Source organism: Moraxella catarrhalis (assembly GCF_001656295.1).
Taxonomy (GTDB): domain Bacteria; phylum Pseudomonadota; class Gammaproteobacteria; order Pseudomonadales; family Moraxellaceae; genus Moraxella; species Moraxella veridica.
The window spans coordinates 59,984-82,778 of sequence record NZ_LXHE01000006.1; the positions used below are offsets into that span (position 1 = coordinate 59,984).

Consider the following 22,795-nt stretch of genomic DNA (forward strand, 5'->3'; position numbering starts at 1 on the left):
CGCCTATTATACCAACTTTCGCTCAAAATACCAAAGCCTAGCGCTCAAAGTCTGCCAATAATCTTTGAAATATCCTTTAAAAATACTACCAAAACTTTAAGGCAGTTTTGACTTGCTCTCAAAGAAAATTAACATAAAACTAGTGACATTTTGCTGTGCAATATTGTACACTAAGAGTATCAAGCCGACTTGACAAAGTGGGTATATAACGATAAGGAAAGATGATATGACAGAAACTTTAGACACGATGACGCACCGTATTTTGGTGGTGGATGACGATGCTCGGCTGCGCACGCTGTTGCAGCGCTTTTTGGAAGATGACGGCTATGTGGTGCGTGTCGCGCACGATGGCAAGCAGATGGATAAGCTGATCGCGCGCGAGATGTTTTCATTGATCGTTTTGGATTTGATGCTTCCTGATGAAGATGGCATCGCGATTTGTCAGCGCCTGCGTGCAGAAAATTCAGGCATTCCCATCATCATGCTCACCGCCAAAGGCTCCGATGCCGATCGTATCGCGGGGCTTGAAGCAGGCGCAGATGATTATTTGCCAAAGCCTTTTAACCCAAAAGAGCTGCTTGCGCGCATCAAAGCGGTACTGCGTCGCCAAAACAGAGAGCTACCAGGCGCCCCAAGCCAACAATTGGAAGTGGTTGAGTTTGGACCTTGGACGCTAGATTTATCCACACGCACGCTTAAGCGTGATGGCAATGTCGTTACCTTGACCACTGGTGAGTTCAGCGTTCTAAAAGCATTGGTTCAGCATCCAAGAGAGCCGTTGACGCGTGATAAGCTGATGAATCTTGCGCGTGGTCGTGAGTGGGGGGCGATGGAGCGCTCTATTGATGTTCAGGTATCACGCCTGCGCAGATTGATCGAAGACAACCCGTCTCAGGCTCGCTATATCCAGACCGTTTGGGGTGTGGGCTATGTATTTGTGCCAGATGGTGCTGAAGGCTGATCGTAAACCTATGCTATAATGGGGCAGTTTTGTCCCATTTTTATTTTGATAAGTCAAGTCATCATGATACCGATTCGCCAAATCCCAACCACGCTTGTCACAGGCTTTCTTGGTGCTGGCAAAACCACGCTCATCAATGCCCTAATTGCTCACAAATCTCATCAAAAATGGGCATTGCTGATTAATGAATTTGGAAAAATAGGCATAGATGGCGCTCTGGTGACTGGTGATGACATCGCCATCAAGGAAGTCAATGGCGGCTGCATCTGCTGCACAGGTCAGCTACCCTTGCAGGTGGCACTTGTCAGGCTCATTCATGAGCATCATCCTGATCGCCTGATTATTGAGCCGACGGGACTTGCACATCCTGATGAGCTGCTAGATCAGCTGTCAGAACCGCACTGGCAAACGACACTTAGGCTCAATGCGGTCATCTGTGTGCTGAGCGCGCCTCAATGGCAACAAGAAAAATATCGCACTCATGATGGCTACATTGCCCATGTGCGCCACGCTGATATTGTATTTATCAATCGCCATGATGCTCTTTCAGATCATGAGCAGCAAGCTTTGAGAGCATGGATCACAAGCATCAATGAACGGGCTGTCATCATCGATGAAGCGCCTTTAAGCCAAGATACTGCTGGCATGTTATTATCCACACCACACGACGCTCAAAAAGCGACTCAGCGCATCTCTTTAAGGGCACCAAATTCGGCGATGACTCAAACTGCTGACGAAATGATCAAAGGGCCAAATGAGTTACCCTATCGGTATCATGAGCAGATGGCAGGGCATCAAGTGGGCGGCTGGCGACTGCCTAGCACGTGGCAATTTGACAGCTATCATCTACAAAAATGGCTGCTATCTCGCCCAAATTATTTACGCATCAAAGGGGTGGTGCATACTTTAGAAGGCTGGCTTTTGATCAATATCACACCCGAAAGCATCAGCATCACAGATACCACCGCCCGAGATGATAGTAAGATTGAGCTGATATTTGATGCAAAAGACGCCAAAGACGATGACTGGCAGGCTTGGGATGATGAGCTAATGAATCTGGTGCAAACTATGGATTACACAGCTCAATAATGAAAAAAAATGCCTTGCACCAGCAAGGCATTTTGAGCATTGGCAAGAGTATTAGCCGTAGTGGGCGTATTTTGGATCTGCCGCTGCTGTGAATAGTACATCAGTGGATGAATTAAGCGCCGTTTCGGCAGAGTCTTGGACAACGCCGATGATGAAGCCGATGGCAACCACCTGCATGGCGACATCATTTGGAATGTTAAATAAATTACACGCCAAAGGAATCAATAAAAGCGAGCCGCCCGCCACACCAGAAGCGCCACATGCCGACAAGCTGCCGACAATCGCCAACAGCACCGCCGCACCAAAGCTAACCTCAATCCCTAAAGTGTGCGCCGCCGCCAAAGTCAAGACATTGATGGTGATCGCAGCGCCCGCCATATTGATCGTCGCACCCAGTGGAATACTCACAGAATATGTATCTTCGCTCAGACCCAATTTGCGCGCAAGGTTCATATTCACAGGGATATTCGCTGCCGATGACCGCGTGAAAAATGCCGTCACACCAGACTCACGCAAGCAGGTAAAGACCAAAGGATAAGGGTTTTTGCGAGTCATCGCTGCAACGATGATCGGGTTCATCACCAAAGCAATGAACAGCATCGAGCCGACCAGTACCGCCAATAGTCGCGCATAGCCCACCAGTGCTTGCACGCCAGTTTCTGCGATAGTCGACGCCACCAAGCCTAAAATACCAAAAGGCGCCAAAGCGATGATCCATTTGACCACACTGGTCACTGCTGTGCCCAGATCTGACACCACACGCAAAGTGGTCTCCGTCACATGGCGAAGGGCAAGACCAATCAGCACCGCCCAAGTTAAGATCCCCATATAATTGGCATTGGCAAGTGATGCCACAGGGTTGGCAACCAAATTCATGAGCAAATTGGTCAAAACTTCACGCAGGCTTTGGGGTGCTGCTTGCTCAACGCTTTCGATATTGTTTAAGACCAATTCTGTTGGGAACATAAAACTTGCGCCCACAGCCACTAAAGCTGCCGAAAAGGTGCCGACCAAATAAAGAAAAATGATCGGCTTGATACGGCTGTCTGCACCGATACGCTGATTTGAGACAGCTGCCAGCACCAGCACAAATACCAGCACTGGTGCAACCGCCTTAAGCGCACCCACAAAAATTGAGCCCAAAATACCCAAACTTAAGCCAAAAGATGGGGCAACTACCCCAATAATCGTCCCGATCACCAGCGCCAGCACAATCAGCGGCACCAAACCCAGACGCAAATAAGCATCTACAATCGAACGCATAATCACTCCTAAAATGATAAGAATCCGTTCACGGTGATCTGTCTAAGAGCCCAAGGAATGATGGTATAATCCAGATGGCTTAGTTTTGGTTGAGTATCAAGAGGATCAAATCTGTCACACAAAAAATGCATTGATCAACTGTTTGACAGTCAGCAAATCTCATTTAGAAGCATATCATGAACGGTTCAAGCGCAAGTCAAGACTTACAAAACTGATCTACTATACCACTTTTTTATCATAAAGTCAGAATTTGTTGCGGTACTATTACAAATTGATGTGCATTGAGTATATTCCTACCAAAGCCAAGCAGTCAACCGCTTACTTGACCAATAAAAAAGCGCAGGTGATGTCTGCGCCTTACTGAGCTGATGATATAAGGTTAGATTAATGGCTCGCCACTGACGATGATGCCGTTATTATCAGCATAAATATAATCACCTTCATGAATGACCACACCGCCAAAGCTGATCGTAAGCCCTGTCTCACCGACGCCTTTTCTGGTTGATTTTTGGGGAATACTGGCAAGCGCTTGGACACCCAGCGGCATCTTTGACATCTGATCGACATCACGCACACAGCCATAAACGATCACACCCGCCCAGCCATGCTTAACTGCCGATTCAGCAATCATATCGCCGAGTAAAGCGCAGCGCATCGATGCACCGCCATCTACAACAAGCACGCGCCCCTTGCCTTCGGTGGCGAGCAGCTCCTTGACCCTAGAATTATCCTCAAAACACTTCACCGTCACCACTTGACCGCCAAAGCTGTGATGACCGCCAAAATTACGAAAGCTTTTACCATCAATCGATGGGCTCACCACGCTGATGGCTTGATCGCTATGATCGTCCAATAAATCACAGGTAATAAAATCGGTCGTCATAGACACTCCTTTGCTGAGTTGAGTTGATTAAACTTGATCAAAATTGTGATTGATCACACTATAACTGTGCACAAATTGTTTGTCAAACCAACTTTGACTGGATGGCATAACCTACCGCACTAAGATCCATGCGCTTGGCAATGCCTTTAAAATTAAACTTTGGAAAAATCCAACTCAAAGCTTGATTCAAATGACATCAGCTCATGAGTGATCGGATCGGTGAATGACAGACGCTTGGCAAGCAGCTGCAAAGGGTGATCAAAGTCATCTTCTGCGCGATGCACCACAGAAGGATAATAGCTGTCATGAGCGATAGGTATACCCAAATAATTCAGATGCACTCTCAGCTGATGCAGCTTGCCCGTTGTTGGTTTTAGCTCATATTTTGCCCATTTGCCATCTTCACTGACCGCCAAAACATCCATATCGGTGCGCGTGTTTGGCGCATCTTTACCCACCGCCATGGTATAAAAAGGCTCACCGCGCTCAAGATGTAACTCCATCGCCAGAGGAAATCGGTACGCCTGCGTCATGGGCGCGATGGCATGATACACCTTAGTGATCTGCTGTGTGGCAAACAGCGACTGATACAGCCGGCGCGCGCCGCTGGTCTTGGTAAATAGTATCAGCCCTGCCGTCTCTCGATCTAGACGATGCACAGGCGACAGATCGCCATTGGCTGTTATACGCTTTAGGCGAGTCAAGAGCGTCTGCTGGACATAGCGCCCTGCTGGCGCCACCGTCAAAAAATGCGGCTTATCCACCACCATGAGATCTTGATTTTCATAAATGATATGATGCTCAAAAGGCACCACCGTCTCATCAGGCAGGTGCCGATAATAGCTGATGGTCTCGCCATACCGATACGGACTATCTATCCTAAGGGCGATACCTTGGGAGTCAGTGACCAAGCCATCTTCAAATCTGGCTTGCCAAACAGCCAAGCCAACATGTGGAAACTTTGAATACACATACTCAAAAATGGTCGCAGGCTGAGCGGCACTCTTTGGCAAATATAGCTGGCTTGGTGAGACGCCATCGCGCATCATCAGCGCGCGTGTTCGATACAGTATGCCGTATAAGGCACCGCTTTTAGGCGATTTTCATTGATCAGCTCACCACATTCGACACAGGTGCCATATTCGCCTTCTTCGATGCGGCGCAGTGCGGCATTGACGTACACTAAACCTTGTTCAGCTTCGATCAAGAGCGCCTTACGCATCTCATCACGACTGGCGGCGACGGCTTGGTCGTCCCAGTGCTGCTGCATCTGATCTTGGGGGTGAGCGATGTGGTCACTGATTTTATCAATGCGCGCTTGGTATTCTGCTTTTAGGGTTAATAAGGCGTCTTTATAAGTGTCGATATTTTGCATAATGCCTCCTGTTTTTTAGAGTTTTGTTTATTTTCATTATTCATGAATTATTCAAAAAAGGCAATAGCGATTTATGCTCTTTATCGTTTTTATTTGAGTGGGTTCAGCATTGCGTGGTAGCGTTTGAATTATGCTTTATCAAAGCCAATGAGACCAATTTTTATCACTGTGGTTTGTAAGATATTTCTTACATGGATTGATGACATTTGCCACTATTTTTGTATAGTCAGCTTTGGCATAATACACTCAACAGCACAGGAAATGGGTACAGGTAAGTACCACTGCGACGGATAGCATGGCTGTTAGAAGGACGACCATAGGGAAATATGCAATGATTGCACTAAAAAACCACAAGTTTCGGCTTGTGGTTTTTGCTATGTGTGCCTTGATTTCCTAAATTTCTAAGGCTAAATCCTAGTCTTCAACCGTCGCATAGACCCCCAGACTCTCCACAAAAGCCGCCAAAGCACCACTTTCAAGCTCAGCGGTGATGCGGACATTGGCATCATAATCAACCTGCAAAATCTCGCCACCGGCTTTGGCGATCAGATAGCGAAGCTGTGCTTCGTGCGCAAATGTGGTCTGAAGCTTGATCGACGCTTTGGGTAAGAATGTTTCAAGCGTCATGGCATCTACTGCCATCTGTGCAGCGGTCGCATAAGCGCGCGTCAGCCCACCCGCCCCAAGCTTGATACCCCCAAAATAGCGTACCACGATGATGATGCAGTTGCCGATGCCTTTGTGCTGCAGCACAGCTAAAATCGGTCTGCCTGCCGTTCCATTGGGCTCGCCATCATCATCAAAGCCTGCACTGGTGGTGTTATGCGGATCGCCTAGAATGTAGCCATAGCAGTGGTGACGCGCATCAGGATAGCGAGCACGCAGCTGCTGCACATATGCCATCGCCGACTCGCGCGTGCTAATCGGGTAAGCAAAAGCCAAAAATTCGCTTTTTTTGATTTCATACAGCGCTTCACAAGGGGCGCTTGGGGTTTGATAAGTCACTTTATATTTTCCATGATGAATGGGGTCATTGTCCCACATTTTGGCAATTTGCACAATTTTGTACATCATCAAGCCATCCCACGCAACATCAAAACTACAAATCACCCAAGCAAACTGTGCTAAAATTGGGGCAATTTGTAGGAATAATTTCTGAGACTGATTATGCGTTTGGATAAATTTTTGAGTAAAGCCACGGAGCTGTCTCGTAAAGACGCCAAAAAAGTGCTCCATGCCGGCGAGATTACCGTCAATGATGTCATCATCAAAGACTCAAGCCATCACATTGATTTGACAAATGATGAAGTGCTGTGGGCAGGTGAGCCGTTAAGCGTCGCTGATGGCAATCGCTATATTTTATTGTATAAGCCTGATGGTTTTGAGTGCACGCTCAAGCCCAAAGAATATCCGATCGTCACTGATTTGATCGCGGTGCCTGAAGTGGCGGCGCTTCGTATCGCGGGGCGACTTGATGTGGACACCACAGGCGCGCTGCTGCTGTCAGATGATGGGGCGTGGCTACACCGCGTTACCAGTCCCAAGCGCCATCAGCCCAAGCGCTATGAGATAACGCTTGCTGATCCGATGGATGCAGATGCCCAAGCGCACGCCATCAAGCAAGTGGCAAATGGTATCTTGTTAGAAGGCGAAACCGAAAAAACTCGTCCTGCTGAGCTGTCGTTCATTGATGGAACGCACGCGGTGCTCATTCTCACCGAAGGTAAATATCATCAAGTTAAGCGCATGATGGCATATTTTGGTAATAAAGTCATCAAACTGCACCGCGCAAGTATTGGCGATATCTGCCTAGATGGGCTTGAGATGGGCGAATGCCGCTTCTTGACTGCCGATGAGATCGCTCAATTTTAAGAATTACTATAAGATTTTTATGAAACTGATTGTTTATGTGTTGGCTTTGGTGTTCAGTTTACCCTTAAGCTTAAGCACATCTGCCAACACGCCTGATGCCCATGACGCCATCAGATCAAAGCTTACCCACTTAGGATTGACAACGCCGATCATTGCCATCGAGCCAAGCCCTGCCTTAGGCTTTCATCAGATCACTTTGGCAGATGGTAATCATCTGCTGATCAGCGATGGGCTAGACTATGTCATTCAAGGCACGCCAAGTCCCAACCCAAGCCCCATCACGCCCATTGATCATCGTATCCAAAAGCCCCTTGCCATGGGCACACCCATCAGCGACGAGCACCGCAGCGCTTTATTAAACAACATGAGCGCCATGAACGACATGCAGGACGCCGCCTTTTATCATACTGGCATCCAAGGGGTGCTTTGGGGTATCTCAGGCATGGGCGACACCACATTTTTGATCACTGGCGATGGGCGGTATCTGATGGATGGTGCGATGGCGAGCCTAAAAAATGGTCAGTTCATTGAGCACAGCCCCGTGTTCGAAGCAGCGAAAAATCGCCATGTCTTTAGCACACTAAACGATACGCATCTGACCATCTACCCTGCCAAAACTGCACAAAAATCCGTGCTGTATATCGCCAGTGATATCAACTGCCCATATTGTAAAGTGTTACACGAGCGCATCGATGAGCTTAATATCCGCGGCATCACGGTCAAAATCATCGGCTACCCCATCTATGATGAGTCTTTGAAACCCATGCAGCAAATTTGGTGCGAGCAAAATAATGCCAAGCGCGCCGTCTTATTATCCGCCGCCATGAAAGGCATGACTTTAAGCGCTCGCCCTGCTTGCCAAAACAGCCAAAGCACGCTTTTTACTGCCCAAAAGCAAGCGCTACCACTTGCCATCATGGGGACACCTGCCGTTTTTGATGCCCAAGGCAGGCTGTTTATGGGTGATTTGACCAACCATGAAATTTACGAATTTTTATCGCTTGAGTAATCCATGCTCGGCGGCAGCTTTATTAGCTTTGGTGACCTAAGTAATAGTTAGGATGTTTCATGTGAAACATCCTGATGCCGTTTTGCGGCTGTAGTGGTTGATGTGATGGCAATTGATGGGATTTTGTGCTTTTTTTAATGTTACAGCTTGATAAATCGGCTTGGCAACTCCATATTTAGGCATATTTTTGTATTTTTTATGGATGTTGACATGAGTAAAGATTTTTATAGCATTTTGGGTGTTGATCGCTCCGCCGACGAAAAAGAAATTAAAAAGGCGTTTCGGAAAATTGCGATGAAATATCACCCTGACCGCAACCCCGATAATCCTGAAGCCGAAGAAAAGCTCAAGGAAGCCACCAAGGCATACGAAACGCTGAGCGATGCTGAAAAGCGCGCCACCTATGATCGCATGGGACATGATGCCTATGAGCAAGGCATGGGCGCAGGCGGCTTTGGCGGCGGTGGTTTTAGCGGGGGTGATTTTAATGACATCTTTGGCGACATCTTTGGTCAGGCGTTTGGCGGTGGTGCAGGCTTTGGCGGTTTTGGGGGTGGCAGCTCACGCAGACAGGCTCGTCAAGGCGCCAATTTATTGTACAACATCACCCTAACGCTCGAAGAAGCGGTCAAGGGCTGCAAAAAACAAATCACTTACCAAACCAGCGTCACTTGTGATACCTGCCATGGCAAAGGCGCGGTCAAGGACAGCGACATCGTGACTTGTGGCACCTGTCATGGTCAAGGTCAAGTGCGTATGCAGCAAGGATTCTTTGTGATGCAGCAGACCTGTCCGGACTGTCATGGTACAGGCAAACAGATCAAAAACCCTTGTCCTGACTGCCACGGCGAAGGCAAAAAAATGAAGCAGCAAACGCTTGAAGTGTCTATCCCTGCTGGCGTGGATGATGGCGACCGCGTACGCTTGGCTGGCAAAGGCGAGGCAGGCGACCAAGGGATGTCAAATGGCGATCTGTATGTCGAAGTGCGCGTAAAACCGCACGAAACTTTCACCAGAAATGGTGCAGATCTACATATGGATGTGCCGATTTCGATGGTGTCAGCGGCGCTGGGTGATGAAATCGAAATCCCAACTTTGGATGGTAAAGTTAAAATTAAAGTCGCTGAAGGGACACAATCAGGCAAACTTCTGCGTGTACGAGGTAAAGGCGTTACGACCGTTCAAGGGCGTATGCAAGGCGATTTAATTTGCCGTATCGTCGTCCAAACCCCAGTGAATTTGACGGGCGAACAAAAAGACCTGCTGCGTCAGCTCCAAGGCACGCTCAGCACCGAAAACAGCAGTGAGTCTAAGAAAAAAGGATTTTTTGATAAAATCAAAGACGATGTCAAAGACTTATTTGACTAAATCCTGGTAATCTACCAAAGCTCCGATCATTCGGGGCTTTTTTATGCATGATATTTAATAAGCTAAATTTGACAACCTGATTCATAACATTTATTATTCAAAAAATATTTAAACCAAACTTTTTGTATATAAGCTGTAATATTTGGAGCATGTTTGATGGATGGCTTATTAAAACTCACCAACTTTGTCAATAGGACATTTGCCGTTTGGGTGGTGGTTTTTGCGCTGATTGCTGCGCAGTTTCCTGATGTGTTTAAGCAGTTTGTGCCGTGGATTCCTTATCTGCTTGGCATCGTCATGCTGGGTATGGGCTTGACCTTGACTTTCAAGGACTTTGGAGAAGTCACCAAAAATCCCAAAGCGGTAATAATCGGCGTCATCGCTCAATATGTCGTGATGCCTGTGATTGCCTTTTTGTTGGTGCAGGCATTTAGGCTGCCGCCTGACTTGGCGATCGGTGTGATCTTGGTCGGCTGCTGCCCGGGCGGCACCTCGTCAAATGTCATGACATTTCTTGCTAAGGGCAATACCGCTTTATCGGTTGCTTGTACGACACTCTCGACACTTTTAGCGCCCGTTTTAACGCCAGCTGTGTTTTATTTATTTGCCAGTCAATGGCTACAAGTCGATGCAGGCGGTATGTTTGTTTCTGTACTAAAAATGGTGCTTTTGCCAGTTTTTATTGGGCTTATCATCCGCTCGGTATTCAAGCAAAAAGTCCAAAGAGTGAACCAAACCATGCCTTTGATCTCTGTCATCGCGATCGTGCTCATCGTCGCGGCAGTCGTAGCAGTGAGTAAGGATCGCATCATTGAGTCTGGTTTGTTTATCTTTTTTGTGGTGGCGCTGCATAATGGATTTGGCTATTTGGTGGGCTATGCTGCCGCCAAAATCTTTAGGCTGCCCATCCACGACAGTAAGGCAATCGCCATTGAAGTGGGCATGCAAAATTCAGGCTTGGGCGCAGCACTGGCTGCCGTGCACTTTAAGATGAATCCATTTATTGCGGTGCCAAGCGCGATTTTTAGCTTTTGGCATAATATTTCTGGACCCATCTTAGCGATGATTTTTAGTCGCATGCATGATGATAAAGCCTCCAAATAAACTTATTAAAACTCGATAAGCCGCCCCGACACGCTCGGGGCTTTTTGGTGATAAAAATAATGCTTTGGTTTGGCATTTGACAGCACCACTCGCAGCCTTTACAATCGCTGAATCTAATGATTAATCTGTATAAAGGCTTATCCATGGACAAACACACTCAGCTCATTCACGATCCCCGTCTAGCACCCATACAAATCAACAGCCTACAGCCACCTGTGTACCGCGCATCAACGATCATCTTTGATAATACTCAGGCGCTGTTTCAAAGACACTGGAGTGATCGCTATGATTATAGCTATGGCACACATGGCACGCCCACGACTTATCTACTGGCGGATCAGATGGCAAGGCTTGAGGGCGGTAATCATGCGCTTTTAGCGCCCAGCGGTCTTGCTGCCATCGTATTGGTGAACACAGCACTGCTTGGACAAGGTGATGAGGTATGGGTCACTGAAAATATGTACAGCCCAAATCTTGAGCATCTACGCGAACTTCAAAAACGCTACGGCGTGGTGATCAAAATATACGACCCACTGGATGCCAAAAGCTTTCAGCCTACGCCTGCTTGTAAGCTGATATGGCTTGAGGCGGCGGGGTCTGTGACGCTTGAATTTCCTGACTTACAAGGACTGATCAAGATCGCCAAAGAGCATCATGTCTGCATCGCTTTGGACAGCACTTGGGGCGCGGGACTGGCTTATTCGCCATTTGATCTTGATGGCGCGTCTGTGGATATTTGTGTTCATGCATTGACCAAATATCCCAGCGGTGGCGGTGATGTCTTAATGGGCAGCATCGTGACCCAAGATGAGGCTCTGCACAAGCAGCTGCTGCGTATGCATGCCCTCTTAGGCTTTAGCATCTCAGGTGATGACTGTGCGCGTGTTTATCGTAGCCTACCCACCTTAGCCTTACGCTACGCAACACAAAGCAAAAGCGCCATTGAGCTTTTGGCACACCTAAAAGATGAGCCTGCTTTTGCCCAAGTGCTTCATCCTGCCAATCCTGATACTTTGGGTCACCACTTTTGGCAACAAAACTGCCCAACTGGGTTATCGGCAGGCTTGGTGAGCGTGGTCTTTGATGAGCGCTACGCTTGGGCGGATGTTTGCCGTTTTTGTGATGCTCTTAAGATATTTAAATTGGGCTTTAGTTGGGGCAGTGCAACAAGCTTAGTCATGCTGTACGATCTGACTAAGATGCGCACTCTGCCAAGCTTGCATCTACAAGGTCGCTATGTGGTGCGGTTTTGTGTTGGGCTTGAAGCGCCCAAGGATTTGATCGATGACATCAAGACAGCTTTAGGCAGCTTAAATTATGATGAAAAATCAAAATAACCTTGCTATAATCAATTAATTATCATCCAAACAAGGACATCGTTATGAGTAAGCTTAAAATTGGCATCATGGGAGCATCAGGGCGTATGGGGCGAATGCTCATCGAAGCAGCAATAACCCACCCAAAAACTGAGCTTGGCGGGGCTTATGTGCGCAGCATCTCAAGCTTGATCGGTGTGGATGCTGGTGAGTTTATTGGTACCGATAAATCAGGCATCACACTCTCCACACTGGATGCTGCAGGCTTGGGGGCGATGATTGATTTTAGTTTGCCCGAAGCTTTGGATGACGTACTCGATCAGTGCGTTACGCACAAAATTCCGCTCGTGATGGGCGTGACAGGTCTTAGTGATGACCAAGAAGCTAAGCTCAAGGACGCCGCCAAACACATTGCCATCGTCTATGCAGGCAACTACTCAACTGGTGTCAATCTGTCGCTTAATTTGCTTGCCACTACCGCACGCGTACTGGGGCTAGATGCCGATGTCGAGATCATCGAGCACCACCATAAGCACAAAATCGATGCGCCATCAGGCACTGCCTTGATGATGGCGCGCGCTGTCGCCGAAGCACGCGGACAAACGCTGAATAATACTGCCGTCTATGGTCGTGAAGGTGCCGCCAAGCGCCAAGCAGGCGATATCGGCTTCCATGCTGTGCGCGGCGGCGAAATTGTCGGTGAACACACTGTGGAATTTATCATGGATGGTGAAATCATCGAAATCACCCACAAGGCACAAAGCCGCGCCACATTTGCCACAGGCGCGGTAAGAGCTGCACTGTGGGCAGCAGATCAGCCTGCGGGTCTGTATGACATGCAAGATGTCTTAGGACTTAAATAGGTATAAAAACCAGATTTACCTAATTTGTAGGTAATAAAAAAGCCAAGAATTTCTTGGCTTTTTGTTTGACTGATGGCAGTGGCAGCATGAGCACGAGTGCTTAACTTAGCCTATCTGTCAGTCTTCACTGAGTGCATCAATCAGCAGCGGCCATAGCGTCTGATAAGAGCGTCTAAATATATTCATATGACCGATCTCATCAAAACCATAGTCGGCAGGATGAAGTTCATGATAGTGTACTTGAGCATGCGGATATAAGGCAAAAAAATCATACACATTCTCACGCGTCGCAATCTCATCATCCGTGGCATAAAAGGCATGGATCGGGCAGCTGATCTTGTCATGATAGTCATCAAAGATGGTTCTGCCGATAGAATATTTGATGTATTGACCGGTATTACAAAACTCGCGCCATTGGCGAGCGACATTTTTGGGTAAGTTTTCGCCCATGCCGATGATTTTGGTGGCGCCATAGCCAAGCGTGCGACTTGACACCCGAAACAGCACCTCAAACATCAAAGGCGCCAAAAGTTTGGTGCGTCCGCCAAGCTTAGGCACATAGCCTGTTGAGCCTGCGACACTGATCAAGCGCGCCACTTTGTGATGATTATGCGCAACGCCCAAAAAAAGCGCGCCAGCACTGTGTCCGATGATCGCGACCTGCTCGGCATCAGTCATATCGGTCAGCTGATCAATCGCTGCAGGCAAATCATATACGCCCCAATCGTCAATGCTTGCCTGACTGTCCTTAAGCGCACCGTGTAAAGATGCGCCAATACCCCGAAAATCAAAGCAAAGCACATCATAGCCTTGGGTGCTCAGATGCTCAGCAAAAGCATAATAAAACCCTTGCTTAATGCCTGTGGCAGAGGCGATCAGCACAGGATAGGGTTGGGTTAAGCCCCCTGATCGATTAAAAAACGTGCCACCCAAAGTATAGCCATCTTTGGCAGTAAATGTGATCTTTTGCATTATTTTTTCCATCCGTCTGCTGATCCATCAATCCATTGATTCACCAAGGTTAATCCATCCAGTCAGTTTATTATGACAAGTTATTTATTAAAATCTAGGGCGATGATTGACCTGATAAGTCAATGATCCAAATCTCAGCTTGAGAGCCGATTCTAAGCGGCACGCCCCAAAACCCGTAGCCTGATGTCACCACTGCGTGCATATCGCCCACTTTGTCATAACCATATCCAATGCGATTGATGGCATTGGCAATCAAATTGGCAGGGAACACCTGTCCTCGGTGCGTATGCCCCGAAAGCTGCAAATCAATCGGCAAGCGGCTATTGGTCTCAAGCTGACTTGGGCGATGATCGAGCAAAATCACAGGATGGCTGACATCTGCCATCGCCACCAACTCTGCCGTTGTTGCCCTGCTTTTATCATGATCGTCGATGCGCCCGATGATGGTCAAAGGCGTGCTTAGACCCCCTTTTGAGATGGTGATGGTCGTCACTTTATCATCCAGTAGGATCGAGCCTGCTTGCTGTATGGCTTGGATGATGGCATCTTGGGCGTGCGCACGATAAATGTCATGATTACCCAAAGATGACACCGCCGCCGGGGCGCTGGCTACCACATCAGCAAAATGGCTCTCCATGCCTTCTTGGTGGTAATAAATGATATCATCATCCATGATATCGCCAGGCATCAGCAGCACATCGACATGCTCATCTGTGAGCAATTTGGCAAGCTTATCAAGCTGCCGACTGCCCACCATCGCCCCCAGATGCAAATCACTCACCAGCGCAATGCGCACATCAGTTGGCATAGGCTTATCCAAAGTCAAGGATAGATATTTGACCGTCGGGGTGTAAGCATGATAAATCCCTGACAGTATCAGTCCAATGAACACCAGTGGCGTGATGATTTTTGTGGGGCGATCGGCAGGTTTTTTTAGTGCCTTGAGCAGGCAATACACGCCCAAACCCACCGCCATCGCCATCATCAATACCCACAAAATTGACAAATAACCAAGCGTCAGGCGAAACGCCCCAACAAACAGCCCCACCAAAAACAGATTACCAATCACAAAACAAGCAATCATCAAGCGGCGACATCGCTTGGGTGATAAAGGTAGCCACCACCCCAAGCCACGCGCGGCAATATAGGTAAAGACCTGCAATAAAATGACAATGGTCGTTAAAAATAAAATTCGTATCATCATTCCTTATCAAAAACCAAAAAAATCAAGCGTCGTGCGTGGTATAAATCCCAAATCAAACTGTCTTTTTTGATAATCATAATCAACAAAACCAATATGTCCACCATAGCGAGTATCCAGCAGTAGCACATCTGCCGATACATCGGTAGGCTCTGCTGTTACGCCCAAAAATGGATCATCTTTGGCGGTAATGATTAAGGTTGGTCGCTGAATGTGGCGTAGATAAGGTAATGCAGAAGCTTGCCGATAGTAGTCATTTTTTGAGCGAAAACCATGACGAGGTGCGGTGAATGCATTATCAAAATCAGCCATACGCTTAGCAGACTTAAGTGCTGTAATCTCCTCACGACTTAGCCGATTATCTAACGCTTTTTTGATGATGGGATTGAGTAGATAAGGCGTATAAATATACCGACCAAGCAGGCGTTCCATGGCAATAGATGCACTTGCCAAATCCACAGGTGCAGAGACAACCACAGCACGATTTGCAATGGCGTCCGACCCATACTCGCCCATATATTTTGCCAAGGCATTGCCGCCAAGTGATACACCGATGGCATAAATTGTGGTAAATTGCTGCTGTAAAACTTGCAAATAATGTGCCAATTCAGCCGTATCTCCAGCATTATAAAACACTTTGCCCGATACCGCCACGCCACCACAAGAGCGAAAATGCGCCACCACAAAATGCCACCCTTTGGCATGGATATGACTTGCCAATGTGCGTGCATAATGACTTTGGCTTGAGCCTTCCATACCATGAAACAGCACCACAATGGGCGTGATATATCTGCCATCAGCCCCTTTTTGATCATCAGCCATCACATAATCAAACGCAACATCACTTTGTGCCAGTGAGTCTTTGAGTAGCGTGCGATGATAATCAGGCGTGTTTTTGGCGATATAGCGTGGTAAAATGGTCTGTAAGTGTGCATTTCTAAGCCAAAGCGGTGGCAAAAAATCAGTTTTTGAAAATTGTACAGTCATAAAATACTCACAGAATATATAAATTATCAGTTTAATAATGATTAATTAATAGTAATAAATTATGCCATCATACAGCAAGAAGGTTTAGGTGATATTTAGATGCACAATCATATCTCCTGTATTTGCCATCTGCCGAAGTCCTTGGTTTGATAGCATAATCTTTGTCGGATATTTGCCATTTGGTGGAATCGTAAGTGTCAGACCAATGGGCTTTGGTAGCACAACAGTATCGCCATTTGCTGCTTGCTTAGGGCTTAAAAAAATCACATAATTGATATCCAGACCTTTAACATAAATATTCACAGGCTTGGTTTGGATTCTAAGACGCACAGGCGACCCATGACACTGCACGGTAATGATATCACCATGACTAAGCCCCGCTGGCAAGACCGCCTTAAAGCGTTTGCCCTGCCAATGAATTAATATCTCGCCACCTTCGTATACCGTATGTAAGCCGATCGTGCAGCTTGTATCATAGCCAAGCTTAGCAGATACATCAATCAATCGCTGCCAGATACGCCCAAGGTGCACGGCTGCTCGCTGCGTTATTTGTGCCATGTGTTTGGTATGATGTGCATCAACGATGAGGCGATTAAATTGTTGCTTCCCAAGATTCACCAAAGCTGTATTGGCAATATAACCAAACCCCTGCTTGACCTCATAAAATTTGGCACGCTGCTGCCATAACCACTGCTTTTGGCGAATGCGTGGCAGCTGCCTGTCGTACTGACGGCGTACTTTGTCATCTTTTAAGATGGCATAGGCGGTGTTTAGCTGATGCACCACATTCTCATCTGAATCCGCCTGACGGTCAGGGTGATGACGCGCGATGTGTTGGCGATAAGCACGCTTAATAGTGGCAGTATCGGCATCATCAGCCACGCCAAGTAAGCGATAATAATCTTGGCGATACACAGTTTTCATATATTCTTATCCTGACAGTGCCTCTTCTAGTGCCTCAAGCTCAGTCATTGCCACCAAAAGCTGCTCTTCGATGTCATCAATTTGTGATTTTAGTGTGTTTTGATGATTGAGTTTGTCCAATAATTCTGACTTATAATCATCTTCGTACAGACGAGCATCAGACAACTCATTTTCTAAAATCACCAATGTATCGCTCAGTTTGCCAAGCTGCTCCTCAAGCTTAGCGATTTGCTTTCTTAGCGGTGCTGTTTGTTCACGGATTTGGGCATTTTTCTTACGCCTATCTTCTTTACTTAGGCTGTCATGCAAGCACATCTCTTGACCAGTTGCCGTATTTGTAGATTGTTGATGAATGGATTTGTCCATCTTTTGATTGGCTTGATGTGCTTTTTTGGCTTGGCGTAGATGCTCAGCATAGTCTGCCATATCCCCCACAAACTCAGTGGCACGACCATCAAAGACCAACAATAACTCATCACACACCGACATAACCAAATCTCGATCGTGCGATACCAAAATCAATGCCCCAGCAAAATCTTGCAATGCCAACATAAGTGCATTTCGCATCTGTAGATCCAGATGGTTGGTTGGTTCATCAAGTATCAGCACATTAGGTCTTTGCCAAACAAGCAGTGCAAGCATTAATCTGGCACGCTCACCCCCTGAAAATAAGCGGCTTTGGGTATCGATGCGTTCACCTTGAAAGCCAAAACCACCCAAAAAGGCACGCAAATTGGCATCAGATGTCTGACCTGACAGACGCCTTAGCATTATCATGGGTGTGGCATCGTCATCTAGGCTATCCATCTGATGCTGATTAAAATAGCCAAGCTGTAATGTCTCAGAGGCTTTGTAGATACCATCAATGAGTGGCAACTCGCCCACCAATGCTTTGATGAGTGTCGATTTACCTGCACCATTGGCACCCAAAATCCCCAATCGTACATCTGGGGTGATGCGTAGATTGATCTTTGTTAGCATTGGTATGCCATCATAGCCAATGGTGGCATTATCCAAATAAATCAGCGGTGATGCCATGTGTTGCGGTTCATAAAAACGAAAACTAAAGCCATTGTCTGCCATCACAGGCGACAGCTGCGCCATACGGTCAAGCTGCTTAATGCGGCTTTGGGCTTGTTTGGCCTTGGTGGCTTTGGCACGAAACCTACGAATATAATCCTCAAGATGAGCACGCACGGCTTGTTGCTTTTCAAAGGCTTGTTGTTCTTGGGCAAGCCTTTCAGCTCGTGTACGAATAAATTGGCTATAATTACCCGTATACAGCGTGATTTGTCCTTGCTCGATGTGCAAAATATGTCCGCACACTGTATCTAAAAAGGCTTGGTCATGGCTGATTAATAAAATAAGTCCCTCAAATTTTAATAACCACTCTTCAAGCCAAAAAATGGCATCCAAATCCAGATGGTTGGTTGGTTCGTCAAGCAATAACACATCAGCTCGGTGCATTAGTGTCCGAGCCAAATTAAGCCTCATACGCCAACCCCCTGAGAACATGGATACTTGCTTGCTGTGGTCAGCTTCACCAAAGCCAAGTCCTGCCAAGATCATCGCCGCTTTGGCAGGTGTACGATAGCCATCAATTTCTTCAAAACGCTGATACATTGGTGCAATTTGACCATCAGTTAAGCTGGTTTGATGGTTGATTTGCCAATTGAGTTGCCACCATTCTTCATCGCCTGACAGCACATAGTCCATCGCACTCATCGCTGTTGCACTGACCTCTTGTGCCATATGAGCAATCTGCCATGACTCAGGCAAGCTAATACTGCCGACATCTGTATTGTGTGTACCCAAAATGGTGGCAAATAGTGTGGATTTTCCTGTGCCATTATTGCCCGTCAAGCCAATTTTTTGACCCTTATGCAGCTGAAAATTAACATCGCTGAATAACAGCCGCCCTTCTCGACGCACCGCAACATTTTTAAATTCTATCATTACAATTCATCATATAAAATTTTAATCATTTTAGCATATTTTGTTAATTACTCTTGTAAAAATTACTCAGAGCACCTATATTAACATTATCATCACACATAATCAGAATAATGGTTTTTATCATATGCTGTTTAGCTTTCATTGAAATCAATAGCTTTGATTGTGTTTTTATGATGATGAACGATTTTATGATAACTTTAAAATAAACAAGGAAAAATATGGCACGCTTAACTGTACACACCGCCGAATCTGCCTCAGACAAAGCCAAAGAACGCGTTAGCATGGTTCAAAAAGCCAATGGCTTTATCCCAAATCTTATCGGTGTTTTGGCAAATTCACCCCAAGCACTTGAGATGTATCAAGAAGTGGGCAAAATGAACAGCCGTAACAGCCTAACCGCTGAAGAAATTGAAGTAGTACAAATTACCGCTGCTGCTCATAATGGCTGTGATTTTTGTGTGGCAGGTCACACCAAAGCTGGCACCAAACTTCAGATGCCTGAAAATGTGCTAAACGCTTTGCGTGGTCGCACCGCCATCGAAGACAATGAAAAATATCAAGCCCTAGCACAGTTTACCATGCAGCTAATTGACCGCCGTGGTAAGGTTTCTGATGATGAGCTTGCTGCTGTTAAGGCAGTTGGCTATAGCGACCAAAATATCCTAGATGTGGTCATGGGTGTGGCATTGGCAACTTTATGTAACTACGCCAATAATGTCGCCCAAACTGACATCAACCCTGAGCTACAAGCATTTGCACCCTAAGATTTAATCAGCTTGACTGTATCAGTTTTGCTGCTTTTATGAATCGCTAAAATTCATTGCTTCAGGTGTTCGCCTGAAGCAATTTTTTAGACACACAAGCAAAAAATCCTGCCAGCCACCATACTGCATGACTTTGCTGCCTATGTATTATTTTGGCTTATATTTATTCTAATTTAGAATAAGAAAATGATAAACTTTGTGATTACAATCTAATCATTCACGCATTTTTTGGTCATTTTATCGTTTGAGAAAGACATGAATCACTTGCACACTTTTTATCATGATAGCCAAGCTCCTATCAATGCTGCCTTTGAGCCAATTCAGCTTTGGCAAGACAGCGGTTTACTGGACAATATTGCACAAGCGTCAAAGCAGCTGCTTGACCCCATCGCCATCGATAAAGGCTATTACCCCACTGCTGAGATGAGTCAATTGGCAAAACTGGGGGCTTTTTCGACACATCTGTCAGCACAAGGTGGTCGTTTTGGTGACGCCATTCTTGCGACCGCAAAAATCTCTGAAACTTGCGGTACGACAGGGTTTTTGTCATGGTGTCATCAGGTCTGTGCTTTGTATCTTGACCAGTCAGACAATCACGCCTTAAAATCCGATATCCTACACCGCCACGCATTGGGTGAAAGCTTTGGGGGGACAGCACTGTCCAATCCCATGAAAACCTTTGCTAATATTGAATCGATGATTCTACGCGCACAGCGTGTCAATGGTGGCTATGTGGTGTCAGGCACGCTACCGTGGATAAGCCACATTGCACCCAATCAATATTGCGGTGCAATCGCTAGCGTCGAGCACGGCGGTCAGACTGATAAAGACATTTTTTTCTTATTATCATTTGATGAAGCACGCAAAGGCAACTGGCAGCTAAACCCTTGCCCGACCTTTAGCGGTATGGAAGGGTCAAGCACTTGGCAAATCGCCTTAACGGATTACTTTGTTCCTGATGACAGCTTAATCGCTGACCCTGCCAAGCCCTTTATTGAGCGTGTGCGTGGGGCATTTGTACTCATGCAACTGGGTATCGGTGCTGGCATTATCCAAGGGGCAATTCATGACATCACTGCGGTAGAGGCTCAGCTTGGGCATGTCAATCAATTTTTAGAAGACCAAGCAGGCGCACTACAAACACAGCTTGATGCTTTGATTGAGCGTACTTTGGCGCTTGCCAAGACACCTTTTGAAACACACAAAGACTTTTTCTTAGAAGTGCTAGACACTCGCATCCAAGGTGCTGAGCTGTCACTACAAGCCACCCAAGCATCACTACTGCATCAAGGCGCTAAAGGCTATCTGATGAGCGCTAATCCACAAAGGCGTATTCGTGAAGCGCACTTCGTGGCGATTGTCACACCTGCCATCAAGCATTTACGCTACTTATCCCACCAACTACTGACCGAGAAATCTCCAAAATGAGCGATACACTTTCAAATTCAGCCAAATCAAACATGGACTCAAACGGTAATCCTACCGATGGTCGTGGTGCTTGGAAGCAATTTTTATGTCGTGCGTGCGGCTGGATTTATGATGAAAAATTGGGCGACCCTGATGGCGGATTACCTGCTGGCACGCGTTTTGAGGATATTCCTGAAGATTGGGAGTGTCCGTTGTGCGGCGTCACCAAGCGAGATTTTGAGCCATTTGTCAGCCGAGACGAAGTTATCGCCCCCCTAATTGGTCACCACAGCGAGACTGGTGTCATCGTCATCGGCGGCGGCACGGCAGGATGGACAGCCATCGAAGCGTTAAGAAAGCTCAATGAAAACTTACCCATCACCTTAATCACAAGCGATTCAGGTGATCGTTATATGAAGCCACAGCTCTCCATCGCCATCAGCCAAAACAAAACACCTGAAACACTCATCACCAAAAAAGCTGTCGACTTAGCACAGGCTTTAAATGTGACTTTGGTTGCCCAAACATTTGTGCTAAGCATTGATACTAATGAGCGTATCGTGCGTACCACGCGTGGTAATTTTAGCTATCAAAAATTAATCCTAGCAACAGGGGCGACCCCAATGCTGCCGCCAAGCCTGCCTGCTGAATATGTATGGCGTGTCAATCACATTGATATGTTTGCCAAGCTGCAAGAAAAACTCATCGCCAAACCCAATCAACACATCACTATCGTCGGTGCGGGCATGATCGGTACAGAGATTGCTGAAGACATCGCCAAAGCAGGTCATCAAGTTACATTGATCAACCGTGACAGCCTGCCGATGGCGGAGATTTTACCCACCATTGGTGGTGAACGCCTGCGTGATGCACTGACAGGGATTGGTATTGATTATATTGGCGATGCTCACATCACAGACATCAGACCCCAAGATGACGGCTATGTGATTACTTATAATAATCAAAGTCTCTACGCTGATGAGATTATCGCAAGCACAGGTCTTATATTGGATAATCGCCTTGCCAAAGGTGCAGGCATTGAGTACATTCGCTGCGGTATCGTGGTCAACCCAAAGACGCTACAAACCTCTCACCCTGCCATCTATGCCATCGGCGACTGTATCGCCATTAATGATAAGCCGTGCCGATTTGTTGCCCCCTTGCGTGAACAAGCTGCCGCCATCGCACATCACATCAGCGATATGGCACACGCAGGCTATCAACACAAGTCGCCCTTAATACGCCTAAAAACCAAATCCATCATCGTTTCGGCAACTGGTGAAATCGATCAAGCCAAAGACTGGCAAGTACAAGAAAATACCAATGACAAGTTGATACTCACCCAAAGTAGCGACGGCGTCATCTCCGCCAAAATTGAAATGAAAACATCGCCCCAAGCCAATTAAACATCAAATTAAGCACATCTGCCGCTCAAGAATCATCAAAAGTGGCGTGTCGCTTGATTGTCTTATAAGTTGATA

General features: G+C 46.7%; 21 protein-coding genes. 11 read left to right on the forward strand and 10 right to left on the reverse strand.

Annotated elements, in window-relative coordinates; all coding sequences use genetic code 11:
- Positions 1-226: 226 nt before the first annotated feature.
- Complete coding sequence (gene ompR, locus AO382_RS03485; protein ID WP_064611098.1) at positions 227-961, forward strand: two-component system response regulator OmpR; 735 nt, start codon at positions 227-229, stop codon at positions 959-961.
- Between the two features lie 63 nt (positions 962-1,024).
- Positions 1,025-2,050, forward strand: coding sequence for a CobW family GTP-binding protein (locus AO382_RS03490; RefSeq protein WP_064618315.1), 1,026 nt, complete (start codon positions 1,025-1,027; stop codon positions 2,048-2,050).
- Positions 2,051-2,101: 51 nt separating this feature from the next.
- Here AO382_RS03490 and sstT read toward each other — a convergent pair whose 3' ends face one another.
- The 5 genes from sstT to AO382_RS03515 form a co-directional block, all read right to left on the reverse strand.
- Complete coding sequence (sstT, locus tag AO382_RS03495; protein ID WP_064618227.1) at positions 2,102-3,313, reverse strand: serine/threonine transporter SstT; 1,212 nt, start codon at positions 3,311-3,313, stop codon at positions 2,102-2,104.
- Between the two features lie 379 nt (positions 3,314-3,692).
- Positions 3,693-4,196: a ribonuclease E activity regulator RraA gene (gene rraA / locus AO382_RS03500; protein WP_064618229.1), complete on the reverse strand. Its 504-nt coding sequence runs from the start codon at positions 4,194-4,196 to the stop codon at positions 3,693-3,695.
- 152 nt (positions 4,197-4,348) lie between these two features.
- Entirely contained in the window at positions 4,349-5,245 is an 897-nt protein-coding gene (locus AO382_RS03505) for a pseudouridine synthase (RefSeq protein WP_064618231.1), read from the reverse strand.
- Entirely contained in the window at positions 5,245-5,571 is a 327-nt protein-coding gene (locus AO382_RS03510) for a TraR/DksA family transcriptional regulator (RefSeq protein ID WP_049238037.1), read from the reverse strand. The genes AO382_RS03505 and AO382_RS03510 overlap by 1 nt, the downstream gene beginning before the upstream one ends.
- 414 nt (positions 5,572-5,985) lie before the next feature.
- The gene (locus AO382_RS03515; protein WP_064618317.1) at positions 5,986-6,576 is read right to left on the reverse strand and encodes a YigZ family protein; all 591 of its coding nucleotides are present in this window, start codon (positions 6,574-6,576) and stop codon (positions 5,986-5,988) included.
- Between the two features lie 162 nt (positions 6,577-6,738).
- Here AO382_RS03515 and AO382_RS03520 point away from each other — a divergent pair, with 162 nt between their 5' ends.
- The 6 genes from AO382_RS03520 (at position 6,739) to dapB (ending at position 13,103) form a co-directional block, all read left to right on the forward strand.
- Complete coding sequence (locus tag AO382_RS03520) at positions 6,739-7,443, forward strand: pseudouridine synthase (protein ID WP_064618233.1); 705 nt, start codon at positions 6,739-6,741, stop codon at positions 7,441-7,443.
- Between the two features lie 19 nt (positions 7,444-7,462).
- Positions 7,463-8,452: a thioredoxin fold domain-containing protein gene (locus tag AO382_RS03525; RefSeq protein WP_115346485.1), complete on the forward strand. Its 990-nt coding sequence runs from the start codon at positions 7,463-7,465 to the stop codon at positions 8,450-8,452.
- Positions 8,453-8,662: 210 nt separating this feature from the next.
- Complete coding sequence (gene dnaJ, locus AO382_RS03530; protein ID WP_064618237.1) at positions 8,663-9,820, forward strand: molecular chaperone DnaJ; 1,158 nt, start codon at positions 8,663-8,665, stop codon at positions 9,818-9,820.
- Positions 9,821-9,976: 156 nt separating this feature from the next.
- Entirely contained in the window at positions 9,977-10,924 is a 948-nt protein-coding gene (locus tag AO382_RS03535; RefSeq protein WP_064618239.1) for a bile acid:sodium symporter family protein, read from the forward strand.
- Between the two features lie 143 nt (positions 10,925-11,067).
- Positions 11,068-12,261, forward strand: a complete 1,194-nt coding sequence (locus AO382_RS03540; protein WP_064618241.1) for a PLP-dependent transferase — start codon at positions 11,068-11,070, stop codon at positions 12,259-12,261.
- A gap of 44 nt (positions 12,262-12,305) precedes the next feature.
- Positions 12,306-13,103 carry a 4-hydroxy-tetrahydrodipicolinate reductase gene (gene dapB, locus AO382_RS03545; protein WP_064618243.1) on the forward strand — a complete coding sequence of 266 codons (798 nt, stop codon included), beginning with the start codon at positions 12,306-12,308 and terminating at the stop codon, positions 13,101-13,103.
- Between the two features lie 117 nt (positions 13,104-13,220).
- On the opposite strand, the gene AO382_RS03550 is transcribed toward dapB, so the two are convergent.
- The 5 genes from AO382_RS03550 to AO382_RS03570 all read right to left on the reverse strand — a co-directional run bounded on the left by AO382_RS03550 (position 13,221) and on the right by AO382_RS03570 (position 19,143).
- The gene (locus AO382_RS03550; protein ID WP_115346484.1) at positions 13,221-14,075 is read right to left on the reverse strand and encodes an alpha/beta fold hydrolase; all 855 of its coding nucleotides are present in this window, start codon (positions 14,073-14,075) and stop codon (positions 13,221-13,223) included.
- A 94-nt stretch (positions 14,076-14,169) separates the two neighbouring features.
- Positions 14,170-15,279 (reverse strand): metallophosphoesterase, encoded by a 1,110-nt coding sequence (locus AO382_RS03555; protein ID WP_064618249.1) that lies wholly within the window; start codon positions 15,277-15,279, stop codon positions 14,170-14,172.
- Between the two features lie 6 nt (positions 15,280-15,285).
- A complete protein-coding gene (locus tag AO382_RS03560; RefSeq protein ID WP_064618251.1) occupies positions 15,286-16,263 on the reverse strand; it encodes a YheT family hydrolase in 978 nt (325 codons plus the stop codon).
- 84 nt (positions 16,264-16,347) lie between these two features.
- Complete coding sequence (locus AO382_RS03565) at positions 16,348-17,187, reverse strand: J domain-containing protein (protein ID WP_064618254.1); 840 nt, start codon at positions 17,185-17,187, stop codon at positions 16,348-16,350.
- 6 nt (positions 17,188-17,193) lie between these two features.
- On the reverse strand, positions 17,194-19,143 hold the full coding sequence (locus AO382_RS03570; RefSeq protein ID WP_064618255.1) for an ATP-binding cassette domain-containing protein: 1,950 nt from the start codon (positions 19,141-19,143) through the stop codon (positions 17,194-17,196).
- A gap of 218 nt (positions 19,144-19,361) precedes the next feature.
- Between AO382_RS03570 and AO382_RS03575 the strand changes: the two genes are divergently transcribed.
- The 3 genes from AO382_RS03575 to AO382_RS03585 all read left to right on the forward strand — a co-directional run bounded on the left by AO382_RS03575 (position 19,362) and on the right by AO382_RS03585 (position 22,720).
- The gene (locus tag AO382_RS03575; RefSeq protein WP_064602318.1) at positions 19,362-19,907 is read left to right on the forward strand and encodes a carboxymuconolactone decarboxylase family protein; all 546 of its coding nucleotides are present in this window, start codon (positions 19,362-19,364) and stop codon (positions 19,905-19,907) included.
- A gap of 255 nt (positions 19,908-20,162) precedes the next feature.
- Positions 20,163-21,335 carry an acyl-CoA dehydrogenase family protein gene (locus AO382_RS03580; RefSeq protein WP_064618257.1) on the forward strand — a complete coding sequence of 391 codons (1,173 nt, stop codon included), beginning with the start codon at positions 20,163-20,165 and terminating at the stop codon, positions 21,333-21,335.
- Positions 21,332-22,720: an FAD-dependent oxidoreductase gene (locus tag AO382_RS03585; RefSeq protein WP_064618258.1), complete on the forward strand. Its 1,389-nt coding sequence runs from the start codon at positions 21,332-21,334 to the stop codon at positions 22,718-22,720. Before AO382_RS03580 ends, AO382_RS03585 begins: the two co-directional genes overlap by 4 nt.
- Positions 22,721-22,795 lie beyond the last annotated feature (75 nt).

Coding starts and splice junctions, on each gene's coding strand:
- ompR (WP_064611098.1), top strand. CDS start 227: ATGACAGAAACTTTAGACACGATGACGCACCGTATTTTGGTGGTGGAT.
- AO382_RS03490 (WP_064618315.1), top strand. CDS start 1,025: ATGATACCGATTCGCCAAATCCCAACCACGCTTGTCACAGGCTTTCTT.
- sstT (WP_064618227.1), bottom strand. CDS start 3,313: ATGCGTTCGATTGTAGATGCTTATTTGCGTCTGGGTTTGGTGCCGCTG.
- rraA (WP_064618229.1), bottom strand. CDS start 4,196: ATGACGACCGATTTTATTACCTGTGATTTATTGGACGATCATAGCGAT.
- AO382_RS03505 (WP_064618231.1), bottom strand. CDS start 5,245: ATGATGCGCGATGGCGTCTCACCAAGCCAGCTATATTTGCCAAAGAGT.
- AO382_RS03510 (WP_049238037.1), bottom strand. CDS start 5,571: ATGCAAAATATCGACACTTATAAAGACGCCTTATTAACCCTAAAAGCA.
- AO382_RS03520 (WP_064618233.1), top strand. CDS start 6,739: ATGCGTTTGGATAAATTTTTGAGTAAAGCCACGGAGCTGTCTCGTAAA.
- AO382_RS03525 (WP_115346485.1), top strand. CDS start 7,463: ATGAAACTGATTGTTTATGTGTTGGCTTTGGTGTTCAGTTTACCCTTA.
- dnaJ (WP_064618237.1), top strand. CDS start 8,663: ATGAGTAAAGATTTTTATAGCATTTTGGGTGTTGATCGCTCCGCCGAC.
- AO382_RS03535 (WP_064618239.1), top strand. CDS start 9,977: ATGGATGGCTTATTAAAACTCACCAACTTTGTCAATAGGACATTTGCC.
- AO382_RS03540 (WP_064618241.1), top strand. CDS start 11,068: ATGGACAAACACACTCAGCTCATTCACGATCCCCGTCTAGCACCCATA.
- dapB (WP_064618243.1), top strand. CDS start 12,306: ATGAGTAAGCTTAAAATTGGCATCATGGGAGCATCAGGGCGTATGGGG.
- AO382_RS03550 (WP_115346484.1), bottom strand. CDS start 14,075: ATGCAAAAGATCACATTTACTGCCAAAGATGGCTATACTTTGGGTGGC.
- AO382_RS03555 (WP_064618249.1), bottom strand. CDS start 15,279: ATGATGATACGAATTTTATTTTTAACGACCATTGTCATTTTATTGCAG.
- AO382_RS03560 (WP_064618251.1), bottom strand. CDS start 16,263: ATGACTGTACAATTTTCAAAAACTGATTTTTTGCCACCGCTTTGGCTT.
- AO382_RS03565 (WP_064618254.1), bottom strand. CDS start 17,187: ATGAAAACTGTGTATCGCCAAGATTATTATCGCTTACTTGGCGTGGCT.
- AO382_RS03570 (WP_064618255.1), bottom strand. CDS start 19,143: ATGATAGAATTTAAAAATGTTGCGGTGCGTCGAGAAGGGCGGCTGTTA.
- AO382_RS03575 (WP_064602318.1), top strand. CDS start 19,362: ATGGCACGCTTAACTGTACACACCGCCGAATCTGCCTCAGACAAAGCC.
- AO382_RS03580 (WP_064618257.1), top strand. CDS start 20,163: ATGAATCACTTGCACACTTTTTATCATGATAGCCAAGCTCCTATCAAT.
- AO382_RS03585 (WP_064618258.1), top strand. CDS start 21,332: ATGAGCGATACACTTTCAAATTCAGCCAAATCAAACATGGACTCAAAC.